Origin of the sequence: Mesorhizobium tamadayense (assembly GCF_003863365.1) — a bacterium.
GTDB lineage: Bacteria > Pseudomonadota > Alphaproteobacteria > Rhizobiales > Rhizobiaceae > Mesorhizobium > Mesorhizobium tamadayense.
In genome coordinates this window covers 95,476-120,286 of record NZ_RQXT01000016.1, presented here as the reverse complement: position 1 = coordinate 120,286, position 24,811 = coordinate 95,476, and the positions used below count along the sequence as shown (strand labels likewise).

At 64.2% G+C, this 24,811-nt stretch carries 23 protein-coding genes and 1 pseudogene; 17 read left to right on the top strand and 7 right to left on the bottom strand.

Going from position 1 to position 24,811, the window contains the following annotated elements; all coding sequences use genetic code 11:
• The first annotated feature begins 547 nt into the window (after positions 1–547).
• The 10 genes and pseudogenes from EH240_RS15405 (at position 548) to EH240_RS15360 (ending at position 8,597) form a co-directional block, all read left to right on the top strand.
• On the top strand, positions 548–808 hold the full coding sequence (locus tag EH240_RS15405; RefSeq protein WP_124999576.1) for a hypothetical protein: 261 nt from the start codon (positions 548–550) through the stop codon (positions 806–808).
• Positions 808–1,173, top strand: a complete 366-nt coding sequence (locus tag EH240_RS15400; RefSeq protein ID WP_124999589.1) for a hypothetical protein — start codon at positions 808–810, stop codon at positions 1,171–1,173. The genes EH240_RS15405 and EH240_RS15400 overlap by 1 nt, the downstream gene beginning before the upstream one ends.
• A gap of 95 nt (positions 1,174–1,268) precedes the next feature.
• On the top strand, positions 1,269–1,511 hold the full coding sequence (locus tag EH240_RS15395; protein ID WP_124999587.1) for a hypothetical protein: 243 nt from the start codon (positions 1,269–1,271) through the stop codon (positions 1,509–1,511).
• The gene (locus tag EH240_RS15390; protein WP_124999574.1) at positions 1,508–1,771 is read left to right on the top strand and encodes a hypothetical protein; all 264 of its coding nucleotides are present in this window, start codon (positions 1,508–1,510) and stop codon (positions 1,769–1,771) included. The genes EH240_RS15395 and EH240_RS15390 overlap by 4 nt, the downstream gene beginning before the upstream one ends.
• Positions 1,768–2,093, top strand: a pseudogene (locus EH240_RS15385) (DUF1488 family protein). The gene EH240_RS15390 and the pseudogene EH240_RS15385 overlap by 4 nt, the downstream one beginning before the upstream one ends.
• 165 nt (positions 2,094–2,258) lie before the next feature.
• Positions 2,259–3,314 (top strand): LacI family DNA-binding transcriptional regulator, encoded by a 1,056-nt coding sequence (locus EH240_RS15380; protein WP_124999572.1) that lies wholly within the window; start codon positions 2,259–2,261, stop codon positions 3,312–3,314.
• A 65-nt stretch (positions 3,315–3,379) separates the two neighbouring features.
• A complete protein-coding gene (locus tag EH240_RS15375) occupies positions 3,380–4,627 on the top strand; it encodes an ABC transporter substrate-binding protein (RefSeq protein WP_124999570.1) in 1,248 nt (415 codons plus the stop codon).
• A gap of 191 nt (positions 4,628–4,818) precedes the next feature.
• The gene (locus EH240_RS15370) at positions 4,819–5,748 is read left to right on the top strand and encodes a carbohydrate ABC transporter permease (RefSeq protein ID WP_124999568.1); all 930 of its coding nucleotides are present in this window, start codon (positions 4,819–4,821) and stop codon (positions 5,746–5,748) included.
• 11 nt (positions 5,749–5,759) lie between these two features.
• Positions 5,760–6,605, top strand: coding sequence for a carbohydrate ABC transporter permease (locus tag EH240_RS15365; RefSeq protein WP_425374804.1), 846 nt, complete (start codon positions 5,760–5,762; stop codon positions 6,603–6,605).
• Between the two features lie 27 nt (positions 6,606–6,632).
• Entirely contained in the window at positions 6,633–8,597 is a 1,965-nt protein-coding gene (locus tag EH240_RS15360) for a glycoside hydrolase family 127 protein (RefSeq protein ID WP_124999564.1), read from the top strand.
• A 65-nt stretch (positions 8,598–8,662) separates the two neighbouring features.
• Here the strand turns inward: EH240_RS15360 and EH240_RS15355 are convergent, their stop codons facing one another.
• Together EH240_RS15355 and EH240_RS15350 are read right to left on the bottom strand one after the other, a co-directional pair.
• Positions 8,663–9,562, bottom strand: a complete 900-nt coding sequence (locus tag EH240_RS15355; RefSeq protein WP_342634089.1) for a DUF1194 domain-containing protein — start codon at positions 9,560–9,562, stop codon at positions 8,663–8,665.
• Positions 9,546–10,541: a DMT family transporter gene (locus EH240_RS15350; RefSeq protein WP_124999562.1), complete on the bottom strand. Its 996-nt coding sequence runs from the start codon at positions 10,539–10,541 to the stop codon at positions 9,546–9,548. Before EH240_RS15350 ends, EH240_RS15355 begins: the two co-directional genes overlap by 17 nt.
• Positions 10,542–10,702: 161 nt before the next feature.
• Here EH240_RS15350 and EH240_RS15345 point away from each other — a divergent pair, with 161 nt between their 5' ends.
• Positions 10,703–12,679, top strand: a complete 1,977-nt coding sequence (locus EH240_RS15345; RefSeq protein ID WP_124999560.1) for a BTAD domain-containing putative transcriptional regulator — start codon at positions 10,703–10,705, stop codon at positions 12,677–12,679.
• 246 nt (positions 12,680–12,925) lie between these two features.
• Positions 12,926–13,222 (top strand): hypothetical protein, encoded by a 297-nt coding sequence (locus EH240_RS15340; RefSeq protein WP_206075272.1) that lies wholly within the window; start codon positions 12,926–12,928, stop codon positions 13,220–13,222.
• A gap of 43 nt (positions 13,223–13,265) precedes the next feature.
• Here EH240_RS15340 and EH240_RS15335 read toward each other — a convergent pair whose 3' ends face one another.
• The gene (locus EH240_RS15335) at positions 13,266–14,045 is read right to left on the bottom strand and encodes a response regulator (RefSeq protein ID WP_124999556.1); all 780 of its coding nucleotides are present in this window, start codon (positions 14,043–14,045) and stop codon (positions 13,266–13,268) included.
• A 122-nt stretch (positions 14,046–14,167) separates the two neighbouring features.
• Here EH240_RS15335 and EH240_RS15330 point away from each other — a divergent pair, with 122 nt between their 5' ends.
• From EH240_RS15330 to EH240_RS15315, 5 genes are all read left to right on the top strand, one after another.
• Positions 14,168–15,190 carry a cytochrome-c peroxidase gene (locus EH240_RS15330; protein WP_124999555.1) on the top strand — a complete coding sequence of 341 codons (1,023 nt, stop codon included), beginning with the start codon at positions 14,168–14,170 and terminating at the stop codon, positions 15,188–15,190.
• Positions 15,187–17,703 carry a two-component system VirA-like sensor kinase gene (locus tag EH240_RS15325; RefSeq protein ID WP_124999553.1) on the top strand — a complete coding sequence of 839 codons (2,517 nt, stop codon included), beginning with the start codon at positions 15,187–15,189 and terminating at the stop codon, positions 17,701–17,703. Before EH240_RS15330 ends, EH240_RS15325 begins: the two co-directional genes overlap by 4 nt.
• 209 nt (positions 17,704–17,912) lie before the next feature.
• On the top strand, positions 17,913–18,710 hold the full coding sequence (locus EH240_RS15320) for a methyltransferase family protein (RefSeq protein ID WP_342634088.1): 798 nt from the start codon (positions 17,913–17,915) through the stop codon (positions 18,708–18,710).
• Complete coding sequence (locus tag EH240_RS39865) at positions 18,707–18,967, top strand: methyltransferase (RefSeq protein WP_342634087.1); 261 nt, start codon at positions 18,707–18,709, stop codon at positions 18,965–18,967. The genes EH240_RS15320 and EH240_RS39865 overlap by 4 nt, the downstream gene beginning before the upstream one ends.
• Before the next feature lie 77 nt (positions 18,968–19,044).
• Positions 19,045–19,917 carry a class I SAM-dependent methyltransferase gene (locus EH240_RS15315; RefSeq protein ID WP_167484029.1) on the top strand — a complete coding sequence of 291 codons (873 nt, stop codon included), beginning with the start codon at positions 19,045–19,047 and terminating at the stop codon, positions 19,915–19,917.
• 116 nt (positions 19,918–20,033) lie between these two features.
• On the opposite strand, the gene EH240_RS15310 is transcribed toward EH240_RS15315, so the two are convergent.
• From EH240_RS15310 to EH240_RS15295, 4 genes are all read right to left on the bottom strand, one after another.
• Positions 20,034–20,831 carry an endonuclease/exonuclease/phosphatase family protein gene (locus EH240_RS15310; RefSeq protein ID WP_124999549.1) on the bottom strand — a complete coding sequence of 266 codons (798 nt, stop codon included), beginning with the start codon at positions 20,829–20,831 and terminating at the stop codon, positions 20,034–20,036.
• 25 nt (positions 20,832–20,856) lie between these two features.
• The gene (locus tag EH240_RS15305) at positions 20,857–22,317 is read right to left on the bottom strand and encodes a phospholipase D-like domain-containing protein (protein WP_124999547.1); all 1,461 of its coding nucleotides are present in this window, start codon (positions 22,315–22,317) and stop codon (positions 20,857–20,859) included.
• Positions 22,318–22,511: 194 nt separating this feature from the next.
• Complete coding sequence (locus tag EH240_RS15300) at positions 22,512–23,225, bottom strand: alpha/beta hydrolase (protein ID WP_342634086.1); 714 nt, start codon at positions 23,223–23,225, stop codon at positions 22,512–22,514.
• A gap of 110 nt (positions 23,226–23,335) precedes the next feature.
• The gene (locus EH240_RS15295) at positions 23,336–24,811 is read right to left on the bottom strand and encodes an NAD-dependent succinate-semialdehyde dehydrogenase (protein WP_124999543.1); all 1,476 of its coding nucleotides are present in this window, start codon (positions 24,809–24,811) and stop codon (positions 23,336–23,338) included.

Sequence of the window (24,811 nt, the reverse complement as noted above, 5' to 3'; positions counted from 1 at the left end):
GTGTCGCCTTCGGCGCGTCGGATGACGACGCGGTCGTGGAGTGGCCGGAATTTCATGGGAGCTTCTTTCTGGGGCCGGCATAGGCGGCCGCTGCCCCTGTATAGGCGCGTTGGCACTCGATAGATAGGAGTGCCAGAATTATTTCTCGCCAATGCCAAGAATTCGAATGAAATAATTCGAGCCGCGCAGAAATTAATTCGCATTGGAGGAAAATTTTCTGGTGGCTTGAATTTCGGAGACGCGGATTTGTTATTTCAAAGGTAAAATAAAAGGCCGTCGCGACCTTGTTTGGAACTCAATTGAGGCGCATATGTAAAACTCGTTGATTTGGTCGAGTTGGCTTTGTGTCAGAGCCCCGCCATTCACCACCGAATTCTCGAAAACGAGTGCATGCGCCGGTCCGGCGCACATTTCGTTCCGTTCGAACCCTCGAATGAAACCGACGCTGACCACGGATGTACTGGCAGCGTCGGGCATCGTTCGGGCGGTTCGAGTGGGGATGATACGGAAAGGTGCATGCGCGCGTTTCCGAGGAAAGCCGCAATTCATGACCAGCCGCACCACACCAACAGTCGTTCGCTTCAAGTCGGCGTTTTCGCTGCCCGGCTTTGACGCACCGCAACCACCCGGAGAATATCGCGTCGATCATGACGAGGAGTCCCTCGAAGGGGCTTCCCTGATCGCGTGGCGCCGCGTCACCACCTTCATTCACCTGCCGGCGATTTCTGCAAGCGGCGCTACGCATCAGATGGTGCCGATCGAACCGGCATCGCTCGAAGCCGCCCTGGAGCAGGACCAGAGACAATGATGAGAACCACAACCCTGATGCAACGCAACGCACGCCCAATCCGCCGCGAAGCCGCAGCGCATCTCTTCGCTGTCGGACAGACGGTCCGGCTGAAGGGCGGCTTTGGTACGTTTCTGAAGACCGCAGAAATCTACCGCATCACAGCCACGCTGCCGCCGAGAGGAGATTCGCCGCAATACCGCATCCGCAGCGACGGCGAACTTCATGAACGGGTGGCGACGCAGGACAGTCTCGAACCGGTCGACGCTCCGCCCGGTGACACCATAACGCTCATCGAAAGGACGTTCGAACATGTCAAAGGGACAGAAACGCTCGAGCCGGGAGATCAGGAAGCCAAAGCAGGAAAAGGCCCTGCCCAAGCCTGAAAGCGTATTCGGCGCCCAGACCAGACTTGCGGCCAACATCAGCGCCCCGCGCGGCAAGGGCAAGAACTAACGCTGCGAGACAGGCGCGGATGACGATGAAGATCCTGATCGAATTCTATCGCACCCGCGCCGCGGACGATGCGCATGCCGTCCTCGGCCGCGAGACTGCGGAAGCGGCCGACCTCGACGATGCGATCGAAATCGCCAGGCTTTTGGCCCAAACCCTGAACATGCCGCAGCGGCCGGACGCCATGACGATCGCCGATGCGAATGGCGCAACGCTCCATTCCAGCATTCTCGCTACGGAAGCGATCAATGAGGAAAGGCCAGCATCATGAATGCCCATAGCGATACCGATCGGCAGCGCGATGCCCCGGATCGTCAATATGGCCGCCGCGTCGAAGCGGATCGTTCCTGGAACGTCTATCACGTCTTCTCCGGAATTCCGGCACATGAGGACGGAGCTGTCATGACCGGCCTTAGCCGGTCGGATGCGACGCGCAGCATGTTGTCCCTCAACCTGCGCAATGCTGAGCGTCGCAAGGCAGGGGCCGCGCCGCCAATTGTCCTGCACAAGAGAGCGGCGGGCCAATCATGACACTGTCCTTTCCCAACCCCAGCCGCAGCTTCGATGAAGCGCGCAATGCCGTCCGCTTTACCGGCCATGACGGCATGTTCGAGGTGCGCTTCTTCGTCGAGATCGCGGCGCTGGCAAAATCGGACATCGCTTGGCCGGGACAGCGGCGTCGGAAACAAAATGCCTGTCAGCATTCGACACCTTGCGATCATCTATCCACAAGGTTGCCAGCAAAGCCTATTCCCGCGACCGCCGCAGCTCCTACACTTTGACGGCTGCCGATTTCCGGCAGGTATGGGAAGCAAGACCGGAATGTCGCCTCCTGGCGCAAGGCGGCCGTTGACGAACAGCCTGCCCGCCATCCCCTTGCCATCTCCATATCCTTCACCTAATCTCCCTCTGAGAAAACCTTTTCCCAAATCGCCCCACGCTTGCTGACCCACCCGTCATCACTGCGCAGGGCGGTAAGAGAAAACCTTTTCCCAACTCAGGGAATTAGCCTCGACCAATGCCCTCCGACGCCGAGCCAGCGCCAGTCTCCGCCAAGACGCCGGTCACCCTGCGTGAGGTCGCCGCGGCCGCCGGCGTCAGCGTGGCGACGGCTTCGAAGGCGTTGAACGGGCAGGGGCGCATGACTGCCGAGACACGCGAGCGCATCCGCGAGACGGCGCGGCAACTTGGCTTCCGGCCGAACCACCTGGCGCAGAGCCTGTTGCGGAAGCGCAGTTTTACCGTCGGGCTGCTCACCAACGATACCTACGGCCGCTTCTCGCTGCCGCTGATGGCGGGCGTCTCGGATGCGCTGGTCGACAATGGCGTCTCGGTGTTCCTGTGCAATGTCGAGGACGATCCGCGGCTCGGCCAGATGCATGTCGAGGCGATGCTCGACAAGCGCGTCGACGGCATCATCGCCACGGGAAAACGCATCGACCGCCACCTGCCGGTCGACCTCTCCAACCTGCGCGTTCCGGTGGTCTATGCCTTCACCCAGCCCGATCCCGGCGCGGTCGGCCTCGTCTCCGACGATGCCGGCGGCGCGCGGCTGGCGGTCGAGCACTTTTTGCGGCTCGGGCGCCGCCGCATCGCCCATGTCAGCGGGCCGGCGAGCTTCGCGGTGGTGCACACGCGGGCGCAGGCTTACCGGGACGTGCTCGAGGAGCACAGCTTGCCCGTCAGCGAGCCGCTTCTTGGGCAGTGGTCTGAAGGCTGGGGCCGCGACGCAGTCGCAAAACTGTTCAGCAACGGCCGGGGCAGGGAAGGCTGGCCGGACGCCGTCTTCTGCGGCAACGACCAGATCGCGCGCGGCGTCATCGACGCGCTGCGCGAGCGCGGGATTGGCGTGCCCGAGGATGTCGGCGTCATCGGCTTCGACAATTGGGAGATCGTGGCCGAGGCGACGCGCCCGCCGCTCACCTCGGTAGACATGAACCTGGCAGCGCTGGGCCGCGAGGCCGGGCTTGCCCTGCTTTCGCTCGTGGGCGGCCAGCCGGCCGCGCCGGGCATCCGGAAACTGCCGTGCCGGCTGGTGGTGCGTCAGTCATGCGGCCGTCCGCCGGGCGGCTGAGGCATCAAACGAAACGGCCGTCGCGCAACGGCCAAACTGGGAGGAGAACCATGAGGAGGAATACCGTGAAGACCATGATTGCGAAACTGGCTCTAGCCGCCGCCGTGATCGGCGCCGGCCTGCAGGCCGCGTCCGCCGAGACCGCCAACATCTGGGTTCGCGCCGACGGCTCGAACTTCATGCCGCGCATCGTCGACGCCTTCAACAAGGCGCATAAGGACCAGATCAAGCTCGACATCATCCCCAATGCCGAGATCATCCCGAAATATGGCGCCGCCGCCGCCGGCGGCACCGCGCCCGACGCGCTCTCGCTCGACCTGATCTACACGCCGTCCTTCGCCGCCGCCGGCCAGCTCGAGGACATCACCGACTGGGCGAAATCCTTGCCCTATTTCGCCAGCCTGTCGCCGGCGCATGTGAAGACCGGCACCTATAAGGGCCGCATCTACGGCCTGCCGTTCTCGGCCGACTCTTCGGTGCTGATCTGGAACAAGAAGCTGTTCAAGCAGGCCGGTCTCGACCCCGAGAAGGGGCCGACCAACTGGGCCGAGATCGAGGCCGACGCCGAAAAGGTCAATGCGCTCGGCGGCGACATCAAGGGCTTCTACTTCTCCGGCAATTGCGGCGGCTGCAACATCTTCACCTTCACGCCGCTGATCTGGGCTTCGGGCGGCGACATCCTCTCCGAGGACGGCTCTAAGGCGACGCTGGACAGCCCGCAGCTGCGCGGCGCCGTCGACCTCTACCGCTCGATGGTCAAGAAGGGCCTGGTGCCCGAGGGCGCGCAGACCGACACCGGCTCCAACTTCTTCGCCGCGTTTGCCGGCGGCAAGATCGGCATCTCGCCGTCCGGCGCCTTCGCCATCGGCGCGCTCAACACGCAGTATCCTGACATCGACTACGGCATCACCTTCCTGCCGGGCAAGGACGGCGGCTGGTCGTCCTTTGCCGGCGGCGACAATTTTGTCGTCACCAAGGGCACCAAGAAGATCGAGGTGGTGAAGGAGTTCTTGGACTTCGCCTACTCGCTGGAGGGCCAGACCATCCTCGCCAAATATGGCAGCCTGCCGGTCCGCGGCGATATCGCCAAGGAAGCGCTGAAGGATCTCGATCCGCGCTACCAGGTGGCGGCCGAGGCGATGGCCAAGGGCCGCACGCCTTACACGGTGGTGTTCAACGACCTGATCAACTCCGCCAACGGCCCGTGGACGCAGATGGTCAACGAGGTCTTCTTCGGCGACGATGTCGACGGCGCAATTTCGAACGCACAAGAGACCATGCAGTCGATCATCGACCAGGCGCCGCAGAAGTAGACTGGCGCCGCCCTTAACCTCCCCCTTGAGGGGAGGTCGGACCGCAGGTCCGGGTGGGGTCGCCGCGGCAGTGCTCGACGTTCTTTTATGTCGGCGCGCGTCGCGGAGGACCCCACCCCCGGCCTTCGGCCGGACCCTCCCCTCAAGGGCCTCAAGGGGGAGGGGGACGTCGCGCTAATGGAAGAGCACGCATGACCTCAGTCGCAGTAGCAACCTCCGCGCCCGCCCGCGCCCGAAAGCTGGTCGGCGCCGGGCGTCGGCAATGGGTGGGCCTCATCTATGTCGCGCCGGCCGTTGCGCTGGTCACGGTCTTCTTCGTCATCCCGCTCGGCATGACCGCGTGGATGTCGCTGCACAACTGGCCGCTGATGGGCGAGCATGCCTTCATCGGCCTCGACAACTATTTTGCGATCCTGCGCGACACCCGCTTCTGGAACGCGCTCAAATTCACGGCCTATTACACGGTGATCGTCACCATCGCGATCTTCGCCGTCGCCTTTCCGCTGGCGATCTTCATCGAGCGGCCGCGCCCGCTCACCAATCTCTACCGCACCGCCTTCTTCATGCCGGCGGTGGTGGGCTTTGCCTCGGCGAGCCTGCTCTGGTCATGGCTCTTGAATGTCGATTCCGGCCTGTTCAGCCCGGCCGCCTTCGACCTCGGCCTGACCGGGAAGAAGGTCAACCTTCTGGCCACCTTCCAGCCGGCCTTCTGGTCGATCATCGCCATGGTTGTCTGGAAGGTCGCCGGCTTCACCATGATCATCCTGATGACCGGGCTGCAATCGATCCCGCAGGACCTGCAGGAGGCCGCCGTCATCGATGGGGCAGGGCCTTTCGCCCGGTTCCGGGCGATCACCCTGCCGCTGATGCGCCGCACGCTGGCGCTGGCGCTGATCCTGTCGGTCGCGGGATCGATCCTCGCCTTCGACCAGTTCTACATCATCCTGCGCGGCGGCCCGCGCAACCAGACGTTGACGGCCGTCTACTGGATCTTCAACCAGTCCTTCGTGTCGTTCAAGCTGGGCTACGGCGCGGCCCTTTCCATGGTGCTCCTGGTCATACTGGTGGCGCTCAGCCTCATCCAGCTCTGGCTGCTGCGCAAGCCCGAGGGGCTCGACTGATGGCCGGGGCGATGTCGCAAAACCGCAAGGCGGTCTTCAGCTTCGGCAGGCATTCCATCGGCATGATCGCCTCGGTGCTGTTTTTGGCGCCGATCGTGTGGACCGTGCTGTCGACCTTCAAGCCGGCGCAGGAGGCGCGGCAGCCGCCGTTGCCGCCCTGGCCGACATCGGGCTTCTCGATCGAGAACTACGAAACGCTGAACACTTTCGGCGACGGGCTCTGGGCCTCGGCACAGAACAGCATCTACGTCTCGGTGATGACGGTGCTGTTGTCGGTGCTGGTCAGCGTGCTCGCCGGCTACGGCTTCTCGCGCTTTCGCTTCCCGTTCAAGGATTTCTTCTTCCTCCTCATCCTGTCGACGATCATGATCCCGTTCCAGTCGATCCTGACGCCGATCTTCCTGGTGCTGACGAGGCTCGGCCTCCACAACACGCTGACCGGCCTGGTCTGCGTCTACGTCACGCTGCAGCTTCCGTTCTCGATCTTCATGATGCGCAACGCCTTCGACGCCGTGCCGCGCGAGATCGAGGAGGCGGCGCGCATGGACGGCGCCAACAACGTCACCATGCTGGTGAGAGTGATGCTGCCGCTGGTCTGGCCGGGCGTCGTCACCATCGCACTGTTCGCCTTCCTCGGCGCCTGGAACGAGTTCCTGGCCGCGCTCGTGCTGATGACCGATCAGTCCAAATTCACCCTGCCGGTGATGATGACCGCGCTTCAGTCCGGCCGCTTCGGCGCCATCGACTGGGGCGCGGTACAGGCGGGCGTCACGGTGATGATGGTGCCCTGCCTGATCCTGTTCCTGGCGCTGCAGCGCTTCTACATCCGCGGCCTCATGGCCGGGGCCGTCAAGTAATTTGCCGCATTCGAATGGAGTGACTTCATGACCGCATCGCAGCCCGCCACGCAGACAAGCACTCCCGGCAAGCCGAAGCTCGCCTTCCGGCCGCTGCCCGTGCCGCAGGTCGATGTCCGCGGCTTCTGGGGCGACCGTGTCGACGCGGTCGCAGCCAAGACCGCCGGCATCCTCTACGACCGCTGCGTCGAGGCGCGCATGCTGGAGCAGATCGATCCGGACCGGCCGTCGACGGGCGTCGTCATTCCCTTCCATGTCAGCGACGGCTTCACCGCCAGCACCGTGACCACCCAGATGTTCTGGGATTCCGACTGGGGCAAGACCATCGAGACCGCGGCCTATTCGCTCTACCGCCGCCGCAATCCTGATCTGGAAAAGAAGATCGACGCCGTCATCGACATGTACGGCAAGCTGCAGCAGGAGGACGGCTATCTGTCGAGCTGGTACCAGCGCATCCAGCCCGGCCTGCGCTGGACCAACCTGCGCGATTGCCACGAGCTTTACTGCGCCGGCCATCTGATCGAGGGCGCAGTCGCCTACTTTCAGGCGACGGGAAAACGCAAGCTCCTCGATATCATGAGCCGCTACGCCGACCACATCGCCGACACATTCGGTCCCGAGCCCGGCAAGCGGAAGGGCTATTGCGGTCATGAGGAGATCGAGCTGGCCCTGGTCAAGCTCGCGCGCGTGACCGGCAACCAGGAATACATGGAGCTGGCAAAGTACTTCATCGACCAGCGCGGCCAGCAGCCGCATTATTTCGACGAGGAGGCCAGGGCACGCGGCGCCGACCCCAAGGATTTCCACTTCAAGACCTACGAATACAACCAGTCGCACAAGCCGGTGCGCGAGCAGGACAAGGTCGTCGGCCATGCGGTGCGGGCGATGTATCTCTATTCCGGCATGGCCGACATCGCGACCGAATATGGCGACGACACGCTGAAGGTCGCGCTCGAGCGGCTGTGGGACGATCTCACGACGAAGAGCCTCTATGTCACCGGCGGCCTCGGCCCGTCGGCCGACAACGAGGGCTTCACCAACGACTACGACCTGCCCAACGAGACTGCCTACGCCGAGACCTGCGCCTCGGTCGGCCTGGTGTTCTGGGCAAGCCGCATGCTCGGCATGGGGCCGAACGCCCGCTACGCCGACATGATGGAACGCGCCCTCTATAACGGCTCGATCTCGGGCCTGTCGCTCGACGGCTCGCTGTTCTTCTATGAGAATCCGCTGGAGAGCAGGGGCGGCCACCACCGCTGGAAATGGCATCGCTGCCCGTGCTGCCCACCCAATATCGGCCGCATGGTGGCGTCTATCGGCAGCTATTTCTACGGCCTCGCCGACGATGCGCTGGCGGTGCATCTCTACGGCGACTCGACGGCCCGCTTCGAGATCGCCGGCCGGCCGGTCAGCCTCGTCCAGACCAGCAGCTATCCCTGGGACGGCGCCGTCGCGATCGAAGTCGAGACCGAGGCGCCGATTGCGTTCACGCTTTACCTGCGCATACCCGCATGGTGCCGCAACGCAGCGCTCACGGTGAACGGCAAGATGGTCGATCTCGATGCGGCGACCAGCGACGGCTACGCTGCGATCCGGCGCGAATGGCGCCGGGGCGATCGCGTCGAGCTCGACCTCGAAATGTCGATGGCCCGCCTCTTCGCCAATCCGGAAGTGCGGCAGGACATCGGCCGCGTCGCGCTTGCGCGCGGCCCGCTGATCTACTGTGTGGAGGAAACCGACAATGGCGGTGGACTGCATCGAATCGCACTGCCGCGGACGGCCAGGCTGGAGGCGCGCAAAGAGCCGAACCTGCTTGGCGGCATCGTCACGCTCTCGGCCATCGGCAGCAGGGCGGAGGCGAAGAACTGGGGCGGCGATCTCTATCGCCCCGAACCGCCGGCCGCCGAAGAGACGAAGCTCAAGGCTGTGCCGTATTTCGCCTGGGACAATCGCGATCCCGGCGAGATGCTGGTCTGGCTGCGGGAGGGGTAGGGCGGCGGCGCTGCATCCGCATCGGGCGCGGTGCAGCGCGCCAGCACAAATACGGCAGTGCAGGCCTATTGAGGCCCTGTCGCCGGAATGTGTCGGTCGACGTTCATGCTGACTTCCGTCACCAGCTTGCGGCGAAGGGCAGTGATGTAATCGTGCTGCCCCTTCGGCGACAGGACGAAGGCCTGGGAGCCGCCAATGACGGACCGGGCAAAATAGGATGCCAGCGATTGCTCGGGATTCTCGTCCGCTGCCGGAATGGCGATCGCATTTATCGTGTATCCCTTGGCGATGGCATTCATCCTGCTGGGCTGAACGGGAAGCCCGTCGTTGTTCTCGCCATTGGAAGAGATGTCGATCACTTTCTTCATCGCGTTTCCTGGAAACCGGTCGAGCATGAGGCTTCCGACATCGATGGCCGCCGACACCGATGTTCCGCCCCGGCCGCCGCGACCATAGCCGGTATCGCCTGTGTTGCTGATCACTGACGCAGCTGCCTTGGCATCTTCCAGCCCGCAGATTCGTGTCCACGGCAGCACGGTGCGTGTGTGACCTGGACTTGACCATTCGAAATAGGCCACGCCGATGCAACCGATATAGTTCTGGGTGATGGCGCTGATGATCTCGGGCGAGGTGAGTGCTGCGGCATGCCCCTCGCGTTGCAGGTCGGCGATCTTGGGGTTGATCGACGACGAGAAATCCACGGCGAATACGACCGCGACGTCTACATTCAGCATCGCTCCATCGACGTTGGCACTGTGTGCCGTCGGACACCAAAACGCCGCGGCTGCGAGCGTTGCCAACCTCAGCAATGAATTGGCCCGCTGTCCCGGCCCAGAGTGAAACCTGGACCTCGAATCCTGATGATGGCGCCCGACCATGTTACCCTCCATCTCAAAGACAGATCGTTTTCGAAGCGATCGACCGCGGCTGGCAGGACGAGTGAGGGCGTTACCGGGAAGGGTCATGGAATGCCTCCTCGTGACCTGGATTGGCGGTGGCAGGAATGCCCCAACCCGCCGGGGCGGCTCCAAAGGCACGGACCGGCGCGTCGGGAGCGCTGGGGTCGGTTCGCAAGGGCAGGCGTGCCGCCGGCATGCGGTTCGACATTGCGACCGAGAGGATCGAGCCGAGAATGATCGCCGCACCCAACGCGCCTACGGCAGAAGACCGCTCGCCAAGGAAGACCGCCGCGCCCATGGCGCCGAAGACGCTTTCGGCGCTGACGATCACGGCAGCATGGCTGGCGGAGGTGAAGCGCAGGGTGGCAATCAGTATGCCGAAGGCGACCGCGGTGGAGAAAACCCCGAGCACCAAGAGTTCAGGGGTAGCTTCGGAAGCCGCTGTGAATGAGAGGTTGCCATGCACCGCCCCGAGCGGAAGGGCGAAGGCTGCTGTGCCGAGGAACTGTGCGGCTGCGGCCGTGAGCGGACGCGCATGAGCCTGCATGTGCCGGCCAAGCTCGACCGTCCAGAGTGCATAGCAGCCGGCCGACAGGACAGCGGTAATATCCCCGCCGCTGAGACCGGCGATCCCGCCTGACAGAAGCAGGCAGCCAATCACCGTCGATCCGGCGGCGAGTATCAGACCCGCCGTTGGACGTTCGCCGATGAGAAGCCAGGCGGCCAGCGGCGTTATCACCGTTGCCGTGCTTATCAGGAAGCTTGCATTCGTGACCGTGGCGCCGAGATAGCAGACCTGCTGCAGCATGATGGAGACGGCAAACAGCACGACCACCCGGATCAGGCTGGAAAAATGGGCGGCGTCGACAGGCAGTCGCCGCTCGGTCAAGACAAAAGGCAAGACAAGTAGCCCGCCGATCAGGCAGCGCAGGCCAACCGCGCTCAGCGCGTCGAGGTGACCGAGCACCGTCTTTTGCGCCACGTTCCCGAAGCCCCATAGCGCGGCGGCAAACAGGAGCAGCAGATTGGCTGTGAGCTTAGACATTCCCCGCACCCCCCGGCCGGAAACCATGGTAGGTTCAGCCGCCGCTAATTCAGGCAAGTCTAATTCAGCTATCGTCAGGGCAGCGCTTGGGGGCGGGGCTGCGGAGTTTCCGCTGCGTTAGTTTTGAGTTACAATGTCGTCATTCTGAAAGCTGTTAAGCAATGCAAAGCGGGGAAAGCGTCGCTACCGGCAGAATCTCACTCTTCGGCGGTTTCCATATTGAAATGGAAGCCGGCGGTCCGGTCTGGCTGACCGGAAGGCGAGGTCCCGCGATCCTCGCCTATCTGACCCGCTGTCCCGGTCTGGTGGCGCCAAGGGAGCGGCTGGCTGACCTCCTGTGGAGCGACAGCGACGGCGAGCACTCGCGCAACAGTCTGCGGCAGACCCTAAGCGTCCTGCGCCGGGATTTGTCGCGGGCGGGGATGGATATCATTCATTCCCGCAGGGACCTGATCGGCCTCAGGCCGGATGCCGTTCGCGTGGATGTGGAGGATTTTGAAACGGGTCTCCTGGGCCGTTCCGCGCAGGAACTCGAAACGGCTCTGGCACTTTACACCGGACCGTTTCTCGATGGCCTCTATCTGGGCAGCAATGCTTTCGATGATTGGGCCGCCTCGGAGCGCGAAAAGCTGCTCAGCCGCGCGCTTGAGTCCTTCGAAAAGCTCGCCCGTCTCGTAGACGCTGAAAGTGGGCTGGTCGTGGCTGATCGAATTCTGGCCATGGAACCGACGCGAGAGGAATCCTATCGGCTGAAAATGGAACTGCTCGTTGCGTGCGGCCAACGCGACAGGGCGTTGCGGACATTCGAGACTTGCAGAAGCGTATTGAAGAAGGAGTTTGGCGTCGATGTCGGCCAAGAGACAAGAGCGCTTTGGCGATCCATTTCTGTTGCCGATATTTCATCAAATCTGCAGTCGGCAAATAGTGTGCCGGCCGGGCAGCGCCTCGGGCATCCATCCATCAGTGTTGCCGACTTCGTCAACCTGACAGGAAAGCGAGGCGACGACTTTTTCGCCAGGGGCCTTGTCCATGACATCACCACGGCGCTCTCTGAAGTTGCCGACTATGTCGTGCTGTCAGGGCTCCCGCCCGTCGAGAAGAGCGGCGATGAATCCAAAGCCCCGGGAAGCTTGCGCGCTCGCTATACGCTCAACGGCAGCATCCAGAGATCCGGCGACGAACTGAGAGTGAACGTTCAACTCGTCGATGCTGCCGATGGTCACAATGTCTGGGCCCAGAAATTCGACGGCCATTCAGAAAACGCACTCGAATTCCAGGACAGGATCGCGCGGTCGGTTGTGCTGGCGGTGAGCCTCGAGCTTCAGCTGACCAACTGGAAAGTTCGTGACAAGAGCCCGCCGGGCATCTCCGAAGTGCGCAGGTTGGTGAACGAAGCTCTGATGAAGTACTTCGAGATGACCCGGGACTCGCTGCTGATCTCGAAGGAACTCGCCGAGAATGCCCTTTTGATCGCTCCCGAAAACGCTCGCGCAAAGCGGACGCTCTCCATCGCGACGTCCATGGGCCTTGCATTCGGTGCGCTACCTGGCAAGCAGGAGCATGTCGATGACGCGCTGCGGCTTGCCGAAGACTCGGTAAGGGCAGTGCCGGATGATGAAATTGCCCGTTGCATCCTGTCGTTCGCCTACGAATGCGATGGCCGGATCGACGAAGCTATTGTGCAATGCCGTCACGCAGTCAGCCTCAACCCGAGCTATCCGAGTGGCCACGGTGATCTCGGCGAGCTCTACGGCCTGCGCGGCCAAGTGAGCGAGGCGCTGCACGAGGCCAATGAAGCCATCCGGCTCGGCGCGCACGACGTCATCGACTTCTGGCGTCACCATGGCTTGGTTGTTGCATTCTTCGCCGGCGGCGACGACCGCCGGGCGCTCGAAGTCGCCCGCAGAGTGGTGAGGACAAAGCCGGGTTTCGTCCGCGGCGCCCTTTATTGGGCGGCCGCCGCTTCGGCGACAGGGAACAAGGAAGAAGCCTCACGCGCCATCCATCATTGCCTGTCGCAACTTCCACATCTCAACCTGAAAAATGTCTGTCCAGGCTTTCTGCCGCGCTATGTGCGGGATGATCATCACGCCCGGTTCCTCGAAATGCTGGCGAGGGCCGGCCTTCCGAATTCCTAATGAACGTGGCGGCACGAAATTTGCGACGCCGGCGGAACAGCGCCACCCGGTCCTGCCTGCATAAAAAGGTACCCATCATTCTGTCTGGCGATAGCGATCGCCGTCCGGTTTCAAATGTAGCCAGGTTTTCCGGCTCTGAAATCCCATTGTAACCGGCCTCCTTCACTGTGCCGTCGAAAGCATGGAAAGGAGGTTGCCATGTATGTGAAAACTCAAGCAAAGTCCGGCGCCTTGCGGCGCGCAGTCGTGACCGCGATCAGCGGATCCTGGGTCGCTTCAACTGCTGTGGCAGCTTTTGTCGCCGGCGGGACGCTGGCGGGCGGCAGCCAGGCCGCATATGCCGCGACGGCGCCGGCCTGCATCATCCGCAAAGTCCATCCCAACAACGAGAATGCCAGCATTTTCAATTATTGCGGGAGGACCATGCGGGTCCAGGTCAGAGTCCGCTGGAATTTCGACTCGCCTTGCTACACCCTCGCCGATGGGCAGTCTGTCAATTTCGCCTGGGGGGCGGGAGACTACAGGAAGGTTTCCGTTTGCTGAGGGCTGAAGCACGGCCGCGGGCCGAGCGCACCTTGCCGCGATGTTAGGCCGCCTCGACCCCCGCCGCGAACACATAGCCGGCGCCGCGTTCGGTGACGATGAGCTTCGGCTCGCTGGGATTTGCCTCGAGCTTGCGGCGCAGCCGCAGGATCTGCACGTCGATGCTGCGATCGAACACCTCCTCGTCGTGCATCCTGCTGGCGGCAAGAAGCTGCTCGCGGCTGAGGATCTGCTGCGGCGATCTGAGGAATGCCGCCAGGAGGTTGAATTCGCCAGCGGTCAGCGGCGTCGCTTCGCCCGCTGGCGACTTGAGGCGCCTGGTGCGCATGTCGAGTTCCCAGCCGGCAAAGCGGTAGCGCGGATGCTTCCTGCCCTGCGGGCGCCGTTGCGCCGAGCCCGATCGCCTGAGCACGGCGCGCACGCGCGCGAGCAGCTCCCTGAGGCTGAAGGGCTTGGTTATATAGTCGTCGGCTCCGAGCTCCAGGCCGACGATACGGTCCGTCTCGTCGCGCCTGTGGCCGGTGATGATGATGATCGGCGCCTCCGGCGGGCAGCCCAACTGCCGCATGATGTCGAACCCATCTTCGTCGGCAAGCTTCATGTCGAGGATCATCAGGTCCACCGCCCGTGCATTGAAAACGCGCGACATCGCCCGGCTGTCGGCGACGGCGCTGACCCTGAAGTTCTCGCCCTCCAGGTAGTTAGCAAGCATGGCGCGCATGTCGGGGTCGTCGTCGACGACAAGGATATGCTTTCCCGCCGTTAACGATTCTATCCCGTCTTGTGCCTGTTCTTCGTGGCGCGCGTTTTGTTCGGTAGACATCTCGCTCCGTCCGCAAGCATGGAACCCATGGCCTCGCCGTTGCTTTATTAAACGTCGATTTTCGGCGATCTGTTGGTAAGCGCCGGTGATCTTCCTGATTGGATATACCGAAGGCTCGCTCGATGGCGCATGAGCAGACTGGTAAGTTCCGGGCAGGGCTTTTTGTTCCGCTTTGCCTGGCAGCGGCGGCACCTTTTGCCTTGATCGAGGCCGGTCGGCCAGCTCCCGAAATGGGCGAGCCGATCGCGCCGGTAACGGATGCCGGACCCGCCGACCAGGCCAGGATCGCGCTCGGCGAGCTTCTCTTCAACGATCCGCGGCTGTCGCATGGCGATGCGCTCGCCTGCAGCTCCTGCCACAGGCTCGATCTCAGCGGCGACGACGGCCAGGCGCGTTCGGTGGCGGCGAGTGGCGAGCGTCTCGACTTCAACGCGCCGACCGTCTTCAATGCGGCGCTCGATTTCCGCCTCAACTGGCGCGGCAATTTCCGCAGCTTCGAAGAGCAGAACGAGGCGGCCCTGCTCGACCAAAGGCTGATGAATACGAGCTGGGACGAATTGCTCGCCAAGCTGCGCGCGGACCCGGACTATTCGCAAAGGTTCGCCGGCGCCTACAGCGCCGCGCCAGGCCGCACGGACGTGCTCGACGCGCTCGCCGCCTTTCAACGCTCGCTCATCACGCCCGATGCCCCGTTCGACCGCTACCTCAAGGGCGAGCGCGACGCCATCACCCGCGACGAGGAGCATGGCTATCGGCTGTTCAAGGCCTATGGTTGCATCGCCTGTCACCAGGGCGTCAATGTCGGCGGCAACCTGTTCCAGAAGTTCGGCATCTTCCAGGATCCGTTTGCCGGGCAGAAGACCGTCACCACGGCCGACCTCGGCCGCTTCGCCATCACCGGTGTCGAGGCCGACCGCCATGTGTTCCGCGTTCCGAGCCTGCGCAATGTCGCCGTGACGGCGCCGTATTTCCACGACGGCCGCACCGCCTCGCTTGCCGATGCGGTGCGGATCATGGCGCGCAACCAGCTCGGCCGGGAACTCGACTGGCGCGATGTCAACCTGATCGTCCAATTCCTCGGCACGCTGACGGGCCGCTACCGCGGCAAGCCGTTGACCAGCGCAGCCGATCATCCGCAGCAATGAAGTCGCTTCCCATCCTGGCGCCGGTCATCGCCTGCCTGCTCATCGTGCTCACCTACCTTCTGGTGCAGGGCGCGGCTCCGGACGCCGCGCGCCACGAACGCGCGCTTGACGCGCTGAGGACCGTCATCCTCTACAACGCGGCCCTCCAGCGCGACGTGCTCAGGGCGCGCACGGGGCTGCTGCGCGACTATGACCCGCTTGTCCGTTCGGTCGGGAGACTGGACGAGGCGACACGCAGCCTGCCCATCGCCCGCGACGTCGCGGGCGGCGAGGCCCAGGCCGACATCGACCGGCGTGTCGCCGGGGTCACGGCTGCGGTGCGCGACGAGGAAGCGCTTGTCGAGGCGTTCAAGTCGGACAATGCGCTGCTGCAGAATTCCCTGAACTATTTCAACTATATGAGCAGCCGGCTTGCGACCGAGGGCGGCGGTCTGCGGGCGGTCGAGATCGGAGTTCTCACGACCGCGATGTCGCGCTTCATCGGCGATCCCCAGCCGGAGGCGGCGAAGGCGGTGACCGCCGCGCTCGACCGGCTGGAAAGACCCTCCGTCGACACGCCATCGGCAAGCGATATCGGGTCGCTTTTGTCGCACGCCCGGCTCATCGTCGCGCGGCTGCCGGCGGTCGACGATCTCGTCGCACGTCTGCAGGCCGCGCCGACCAGCGAGCGGGCCCGCGCGCTGCAGGACGTCTATCTCCAGGCGCACGGACGAGTGGCCGCCAGAGCCTCGCTGTTCCAGGCGCTGCTTTACGCCGCAGCGCTGATCCTTGTGGGCTACGTGGCCTATCTGCTCGCGCGCCTCCGCCGCAACGCGCAGATCCTGCGCGAGCGGTTGGAATTCGAGCGCCTGATCGCCTCGATCTCGTCCCAGTTCATCAACCTGCCGCGCGACCGCATCCGCGCCGAAATCAGCGAGGGCCTCTCGCGCCTCGTGGCCCAGGCCGGGCTCGACGGCGCGCAGATCGTCGTCAGCCGTGCGGGCGACACCGGACCGTCCGGCGGCTACGCCTATCGCCGCCCGGGCATAGATATGCCGGCGCGTTCGGCCAAGGACATGATCGAGCTCGCTTCGCGCTGGACGCTCAAGGACCACGAGCGCCAGGGCTGCATCTCGGTCCCCCGTGTCGGCGAGCTTCCGGATGGCTCGGAGAAGGCGCGGCTCGGGGCCGATCGGCTGCGCTCCTGGCTGTGCATTCCGCTCTGGCACACCGGGGAGCGTCTGGGCTTCCTGGCTCTCGACGCCGTCACGCATGAAAGGCATTGGGCCGACGACGACATCGCCCTCCTGCGCACCGCCGCCGAGATCTTCGCCAACGCCATCGCCCGCGAGCGGAGCGAGCGCGAGCGCGAGGCCCTGCAGGCCCGGCTCAACCAGTCGCAGCGGCTGGAGGCGATCGGAACGCTTGCCGGCGGCATAGCGCACGAGTTCAACAACATCCTTGGCGCCATTCTCGGTTACAGCGAGATGGCGCTGGCGGTGCTGCTCAAGGATTCGCGCGCGCGGCGCTATGTCCAGCAGATCATGAAGGCCGGCGGCCGGGCGCAGGATGTCACCGAGCAGATCCTTGCCTTCGGCCGCCGCCGCGAGCGGCAGCACCGCGCGCTGCGGGTGGAACCCGTGGTGGCGGAGGCGGTCGACCTGCTGCGCGCCTCGTTCCCCGCCACGCTTTCGGTAAAGACGCATCTTTCCGCCGGCGACGCAGCGATGATGGGCGATCCGACCGAGCTTCAGCAGGTGGTCATGAATCTCGGCACGAACGCGGCGCAGGCGATGAACAATCGCGGCGTGTTGCGGATCGGTCTCGGCACGACGGACCTTGCGGAGGCCAGGATGCTGTCGCATGCCAGCCTGGCCCCCGCCCGCTATATCCGGCTTTGCGTCAGCGACGATGGCAGCGGGATGGATCAGCCGACCCTGGAGCGCATCTTCGAGCCGTTCTTCACGACCAAGCCGGCGGGGCAGGGCACCGGGCTCGGCCTGTCGACGGCGCACGGCATCATCGCGGTGCACGGGGGCGCGGTGGATGTGAGGAGCAGGGTCGGCGAAGGCACGACGTTCGAAATCTACTTTCCGCGGATCGATCGCGCGGCTGCCGATGTGCCTGATAGCGAGGCGGAGCCCGCCGAGACACCGGTCGAGTATGGCAATGGCGAGACGATCCTTGTCGTCGACGATGACAGGCCGCTCATGCAGCTTGCCGAGGAGATGCTGGCCGCGCTCGGTTACGAGCCGGTCGGCTTCGACCGCACGCCTGCCGCGCTCAAGGCGTTCCGCGCCGAGCCGGAGCGCTTCGATCTGGTGTTGACCGACGAGGTCATGCCGGAGATGACGGGCATCGAGCTTTCCGGCCAGCTGCATCGCATCCGGCCGGACCTGCCGATCGTGCTGATGACCGGCTACGGCCGTCCGCTGAGGTCCCGTCAACTGACGGCCGCCGGCATAAGCGAAGTCATCAAGAAGCCGCTGCTGTCGGCGGCTGTCGCGCAATGCCTCGCCCGCCAACTGCACTGACGTCGACGGTCCAATCAACTGCCGTCTCCGTTACGATTGTAACCGAATTCTCGCCCGCTGAAATCAACCGGTAGCCGGCTTCCCCGACATTCTCGCCGTGACCTGGGCCGCGATCCGGAACCTTTCGATCCGGCAAGATCGTGGCCGATCAACCGGATGGAGCCTCATCCCGTTTCAATGGATCAGGCTCCGGAGCCAGGAGGACAGTCATGGACACACGCATCACCGAGGCGACGAAAGCGACGGCAGGAGAAAGGGACGTCACGGAACTCTCGCCTGAAGGCATCATGCAGCTGGGTCTGGGCTTCTGGGCGTCGAAGACGTTGCTGAGCGCCGTCGAGCTCGGCCTTTTCACCGAGCTGGCCGCCGGACCCCTCGATTGCGAGACGTTGCGCAGCCGGCTCGGATTGCATCAGCGTGGAGCGCGCGACTTCTTCGACGCGCTAGTGGCGCTCGGCATGCTGGAGCGCGAGGCGGGCGTCTACCGCAACACGCCGGTGACCGGCCGCTATCTCGACAGCAACAAGGCGACCTATGTCGGCGGCATGCTCGCCGGGGCGGGACAGCGGCTCTACGCGAACTGGGGTTCGCTCACCGAGGCGCTCAGGACCGGCAAGCCGCAAAACGGCACCGAGGACGGCGAGGACCTCTTCGAGATGCTGTTTTCGGACCCGGAGAAGGTAGAGATGTTCGCCAAGGCGATGAGCGGCGGCAGCCTGCAGGCGGCGGAAGCGCTCGCCCGTCGCTTTCCCTGGGCGAACTACGACACTTTCATCGACATCGGCACGGCCGAAGGCATGCTTCCGGTCGAGGTCGGACGCCTCCATTCCCATCTCGCCGGCGGCGGCTTCGACCTGCCGCCGATGCGGCCGGTGTTTGAGGCCTATGTCGAGCGGCATGCGCTGGCGGACAGGCTGAGCTTTTATTCGGGCGATTTCCTCGCCGGGCCGCTGCCTTCGGCCGAAGTGCTGGTGATGGGTCACATCCTTCACGACTGGAACCTGTGAAGCGCGCGCTGCTCGCCAAGGCCTGGTCGGCGTTGCCGAAGGGCGGCGCGCTCATCGTCTACGACCAGATCATCGATGACGAGCGGCGGGAGAATGCCGCGGGGCTGCTGATGAGTCTCAACATGCTGGTCAATACCAATGGGGGCTTCGACTACACCCGCGCCGAGGGCATCGGCTGGGTCAAGGAGGCCGGCTTTGCGGACGTCCGCTGCGAGCATCTCGCCGGCCCCGCGTCGATCATCGTGGGGATCAAATGACCGGCGTCCGCCAATCGACGAAAGACCCAATCGGCGAAAGACAACGAACAGCCTTCTCAGCGAAAGAGGAGAGATTCATGGACAAGAGGCTTGCCAGTTTCGGCATGGGCGCCGATGCGCCTACAACCGATCCGCGCCCTTACGCGCTGGGTTATTCCACGCGCGAGCTGCAGCGGCTGGCGCTGCAGGGCGCGCTGATCCGCGACTTCACGGAAGACATGCTGCGCCGTGCGGGAATTCAGCCGGGCATGCGCGTGCTCGACATCGGCTGCGGCGTGGGCGACGTGTCGCTGCTGGCCGGCAAGATGGTCGGTCCCCGGGGCATGGTGCTTGGCGTGGACCGTTCTGCGGAGGCAATAGACCTAGCGGAGCGCCGCGCCACCGAGGCCGGGCAATGCCACTGGACCAGGTTTGCCGCCGAAGATCTCGACACCTTCGCGCCAGACGAAACTTTCGATGCCGTGATCGGCCGGCTGGTGCTGATGTACCTGCCAGATCCGTCCGCGACGCTCAGGCGGCTTGCCGGCCATGTCAGGCCAGGCGGCATCGTCGCCTTCCAGGAGATGGCGATGCCGCTCGCGCGCAGCGTTCCCGACGGGCCGCTGTTCAGCCGCTGCGTCGGCTGGATCACCGATACGATCGAGCGCGCTGGCTTCGAGATCGACATGGGCGGCAGGCTGCCGGTGACTTTCGCTGCCGCGGGGCTCCCGGCGCCTCAGATGATTTCCGCCGGCCTCGCCGGCAGCGGACCGGCCTCGCCGCTCTACAACTATATCGCGGAGACCCTGCGCAGCCTGCTGCCGATGGCCGAGCGCCTGGGCATAGCGACCGCCGACGAGATCGAGGTCGACACGCTGGCCGAAAGGCTGTGCCGCGAAGCGGTCGAGCAACGGTCCTGCGTGATGACGCCGCCCTTTGTCGGCGCATGGGCAAACGTGCCGGCATGGTAGGAGGCGAAGAAGCGCCGAAGCGGCCGATGGCGCCGGCCTGTCAGCGATCCGCGGGCCGGCGGATGGACTGGATCCATCGCCATGTCCGCGAGATGGCGGTCTGGCCGCGCCACGCGCTAGAGATGCACGTAAGCCGTGAGCGGCAAATGATCGGAGGCGACCCGCGACAGCGGCGTGTCATGCGCTTCCACGGCCGTGACCATGCCTTGCCGGTTGCCCATGATGCGGTCGAGCGCCAGCACCGGCAGGCCCGATGGGAAGGTGGGCACCGCCGGCGGCGGGCCGAAGGTCGTGTGCAGCGTGTTGAGCGCCGAGCGGTTGCCCAGGCGCCATTCGTTGAGGTCGCCGAGCAATAGCGTCGGCCTTTCATCCGCGCTGCTCATGATATCGAGCACGACGCGTGCCTGTTCCGAGCGCGAGCGCCGCAGCAGGCCGAGATGGGCCGCGATCACACGCAGCGTCCGGTTCTCGTCGAGATCGATCTCGGCGACCAGCGCTCCGCGCGGCTCCAGGCCCGGCAGCTTGATCTGGTGAACGTCGCGCACGGTGCCGCGCTTGAACAGAAGCACGTTGCCGCGCCAGCCATGCGCCTTGCCGTTTCCGCTGACCGGTACCGGCACCAGCCCCGTTTCGATTTCGAGACGGTTGAGGTCGAGCAGGCCGGCGCGGTCGCCGAAGCGGTTGTCCGCCTCCTGCAGCGCGATCACGTCGGGACTGATTTCGCGGATGACGCGCGCGGTCCGCTCGGGGTCGAATTTGCGGTCGGTGCCGATGCATTTGTGGACGTTGTAGGAGGCAACCACCATCTCGGCGTCGCCGATCCGTTTGGGCGGCGTCGTTTTCGCCTTGCGCATCTTTCTGCCGCGGATCGACAGGAGCACGGTTTCCGGGAGGCTGCGTCCGTTTCTCTCCATGGTTCCTGCTGCTCGTCTTCCTTGCCTATAGATAGGGCGATCCCAGCCACAGCAATCGGTCGAAGACACGAACGACGAACGGCCGGGCCTTCAGCGTTTGCAGTGTCACCTCCTGCGCGGACCCGATCGCCGCTTCAATGCGAGCCTCGATCTCTCCGGCGAAATTGGCGTCCAGGATCTCCATGTCGATCTCGAAATTCAGTCGGAGCGACCGGGCGTCGAGATTGGACGAGCCGACATAGGCCCACACGCCGTCGATTGCCATCAGTTTCGAATGATCGAACGGGCCTTCATGGCGCCAGACGCGGCAATAGTGCTTCAGCACCTGGTCGAACTGTGCCGTCATCGCATGGTCGACAAGGAAAAGGTTGTTCACCGCCGGCACGACGATGTCGATTTCGACGCCGCGCCGGCCGGCGGTGGTCAGCGCGCTGATCAGCTCGCGGTCCGGCAGGAAATAGGGCGACATGATGCGGATCGATTTGCGGGCGACCGAAAACGCCCCCATCAGCAGCTTGTGGTTGGTTTCGTTCGAGGCATCCGGACCCGTCGCCACGGCTCTGACCAGCATCGGCTGGCCGGGCGGAGGCGCGGTTCGCTCGACCTGCCAGATGTCTCCCTTCAGCGCCTCGTTGCCGGCGAAGCGCCAGTCCTCGGCGGCGACCGAGAGCAGGTCCGCCACCACCGGCCCGGTGACCTCGAAATGCGTGTCCCTGGAACTGTCGGAGCCGGCGAATTCGGCCGAAAATCCCTTGCGGATGTTCATGCCTCCCGTGAACGCCACCGTGCCGTCGACAACCAGTATCTTCCTGTGGGTCCGCAGGTTGGCATAGGGAAGTCTCAAGCCGATGACGATCTTGCCGTTGAAGAGATCGACGGCGACGTTGGCTTCCCTGAGCTGCTTGAGGATGCTCGGCACGGAATAACGCACGCCGACGGCGTCGATCAGCACGCGCACCGCAACACCGCGTTTGGCCGCGGCGGCAAGCGACTGGACAAACAGCTGCCCGACCGCGTCGTTGTCGAAAATATAGGTTTCGAGAAGCACGCTTTTTTGCGCGCCGTCAATCGCCCGGCACATCGCCGCATAGGCCTCGTCGCCGGTCGTGAGCACGGCGATCGTGTTTCCCGAGGTCAGCGGTCGCCGCGCCACCCTGTCGCCGAGCGTCTTCAACCCGATGAAGCGCTCGCCATATTGGGCGCTGATCAACGCCTCCATGGCGACATCGCGGTCATGCCTTGCCTCGGCGGCCTCGCCGGTGACGGGCCGCATGGCGCTGATCGTGGCGCGGCGGATGCGGTTGATGCCGGCGATGGCGTAGATGATCGCGCCGAGGAAGGGCGACAGCAGCATCACGCCGACCCAGCCGGTGGCGGCGCGCACGTCCTCCTTCGTCATGATGGCGTGGACGATACCGACGGCCGCCATCGCCAACGACAGGAGGAGGATAAGCTCGGACCAGTGACTCGCTATCGCCTGCAACATCGGCCCGACTATTGAGCGATGATGAGCGGAAGGCAATGCGCCAGGTCAAAGCGATCCGAGCCTGGGCGCGAAGTCGTTTTCCACTCCAATCCTTCGAAAGCAAAGGCTTGAAGCGTCATGATTGTTCGGACGCTTACCGGCTTTTGACCCAAAGCGGGACCTGCCGCAGCCGACGTCCGGCCGCATCGAGCCTTTCAGATGGCCAGCAGGCGCGCCAATGATGCCGCGGCTTCGGTACCAGCCAGGCCCAGGTCGCGGACGCTGCTCATGTGATTGGCCGCCGCGAGGCTCGTGCGCGAGACGGTCAACCCCCGTTTTCCAAGATTTTCTGCGAAAGTCTCGGCCTGGATGTGGAAGGGCGGCGTTTCATCGGCCCCGACGGAGACCTCGACGCTCACCGAAGGATCGAAGCTATGATTGATCGGGGAGAACCGCTCAACCTCTGCGTCGGTGATCGCGATCTCGGCCGCGAGAAACGACGCCTGTAACGGCTTCAAATCGTAAATGCCGCCCAGCAGGAGCGCGCCTTTGATACCCGACGGGCGGCTGTCGTCGTCAAAAAGCATCGTTGCGAGATGCGCGCCGGCAGAATGGCCGCTGACGGTCAACATGCCGGGATTGCCGCCCTGGCTTGCGATATGCTCATCAACCCACCGCCTGGCGCGGCGTATCTGGTCGACGATCGTGCCCATCCTCACTGCCGGCATCAGCGCGTAATCTACGATAACCGCGATCGCTCCTGCATTCGTGACAGTGTCCGCGACATAGGAATAGTCGCGCTTGGAAAACATGCGCCAGTAGCCGCCGTGAATGAACATGTGCACCGGCAGCCGATCGCGTTTGCCTTTCGGGAAAAACAGGTCGACGGCTTCCGTGCGGTCGGGTCCGTAGGGGACATCGGAAACCATTGGAACTTTCGCCCGGGTCTGCGCGCTGCGGCGGACGATCTCGGCGACGATGTCGTCGAACTCGGGAACGTGATCGCGGATTCGGAACGGATCTTTCGGCATCTGTCTGCTCAGATCGTCACGGCGATGTACTTCGCCTCCATGAACTCGGCTATGCCGTGCTTCTGCCCGCCTTCGCGTCCAAGCCCGCTCTGCTTGACGCCGCCGAAGGGCGCCGCCGGGTCCGACACCAGGCCGCGATTGAGCGCGATCATGCCGGACTCGATCTTCGATGCCACGCGCATGCCCTTTGCCAGGTCGCGCGTGTAGATGTAGGCGGCCAGGCCGTATTCGGAATCGTTCGCCTTTGCAATCACGTCCGCCTCTTCTTCGAAGCGGCTGATGGGAGCAACAGGACCGAATATCTCCTCATGCGCCATTGCCGCGTCAGCCGGCACGTCGCGAAGCACAGTCGGCGGATAGAAGTAGCCTCTGCCTTCGGAGATCGCGCCGCCGCAGAGTACTTTCGCGCCGCGGGCAACTGCGTCCTGGACGAGCCGGTCGATCTTGTCCACGGCCTTCCTGGTGATCATCGGGCCGCATTCGGTTTCCGGGTCCGTGCCCGAACCCATATTGAGCGCTGCCATGCGTTTGCGGAGCCCCTCCGCGAAAGCGTCATGGATGCCGGCCTGCACGTAGAGCCGATTGGCAGCCGTGCAGGCTCCGCCGGCATTGCGCATCTTGGCGATCATGGCGCCGTCGAGGGCCGCTGCAAGGTCGGCATCATCGAATACGATGAATGGCGCGTTGCCGCCAAGTTCCATCGAACAGGAGACGACGTGTTTTGCCGCTTCGGCGAGAAGCACGCGGCCGACGCCGGTCGAGCCGGTGAACGACAGCTTTCGCACCCGTGCATCCGCGAGCATGGCCGCCGTCACCGGGCCCGGCTTCGAGGTGGTGATGACGTTGACGACGCCGGGCGGCACGCCGGCTTCTTCGTAGAGGGCTGCAAGCGCATAGGCCGTCAGCGGCGTCTCGCCGGCGGGCTTCAGGATCACGGTGCAGCCGGCAGCAAGCGCCGGCGCGATTTTCCGTGTCGCCATCGCAGCCGGGAAATTCCAGGGTGTTATCAGAACGCAAATGCCGATGGGCTGGTAGTCGACGACGATCCGGTTTGCGCCCGACGGTGCCAGGCCGAACTCGCCGCTGATGCGGACCGCTTCCTCGGCGTTCCAGCGGAAGAACTCGGCCGCATAGGCGACTTCGCCGCGCGCGTCGCGTAGGGCCTTGCCGTTCTCCAGGGAGATCAGCGCGGCCAAGGTCTCCGCCCGTTCGCTTATAAGCTCGAAGCAGCGCCTCAGGATCTCGGATCGCCGGCGCGGCGGGGTTTCGCGCCAGCTTGCCGCTGCCTCTGCGGCCGCATCGACGGCGGCAGCGGCGTCGGCCAGCGTGGCATCGGGAACCGCCGCGATCACCGCTTCGACCACCTCGATGACGCGGCCGTCGGACGAGGGTCGCCATGTCCCGCCGATGTAGAGGCCGTGCGAAAACGTAGCGTAGTCGGACGTGTCAGAATCCTGGTTGAATAGCTCTGGGGAAATGTTCAT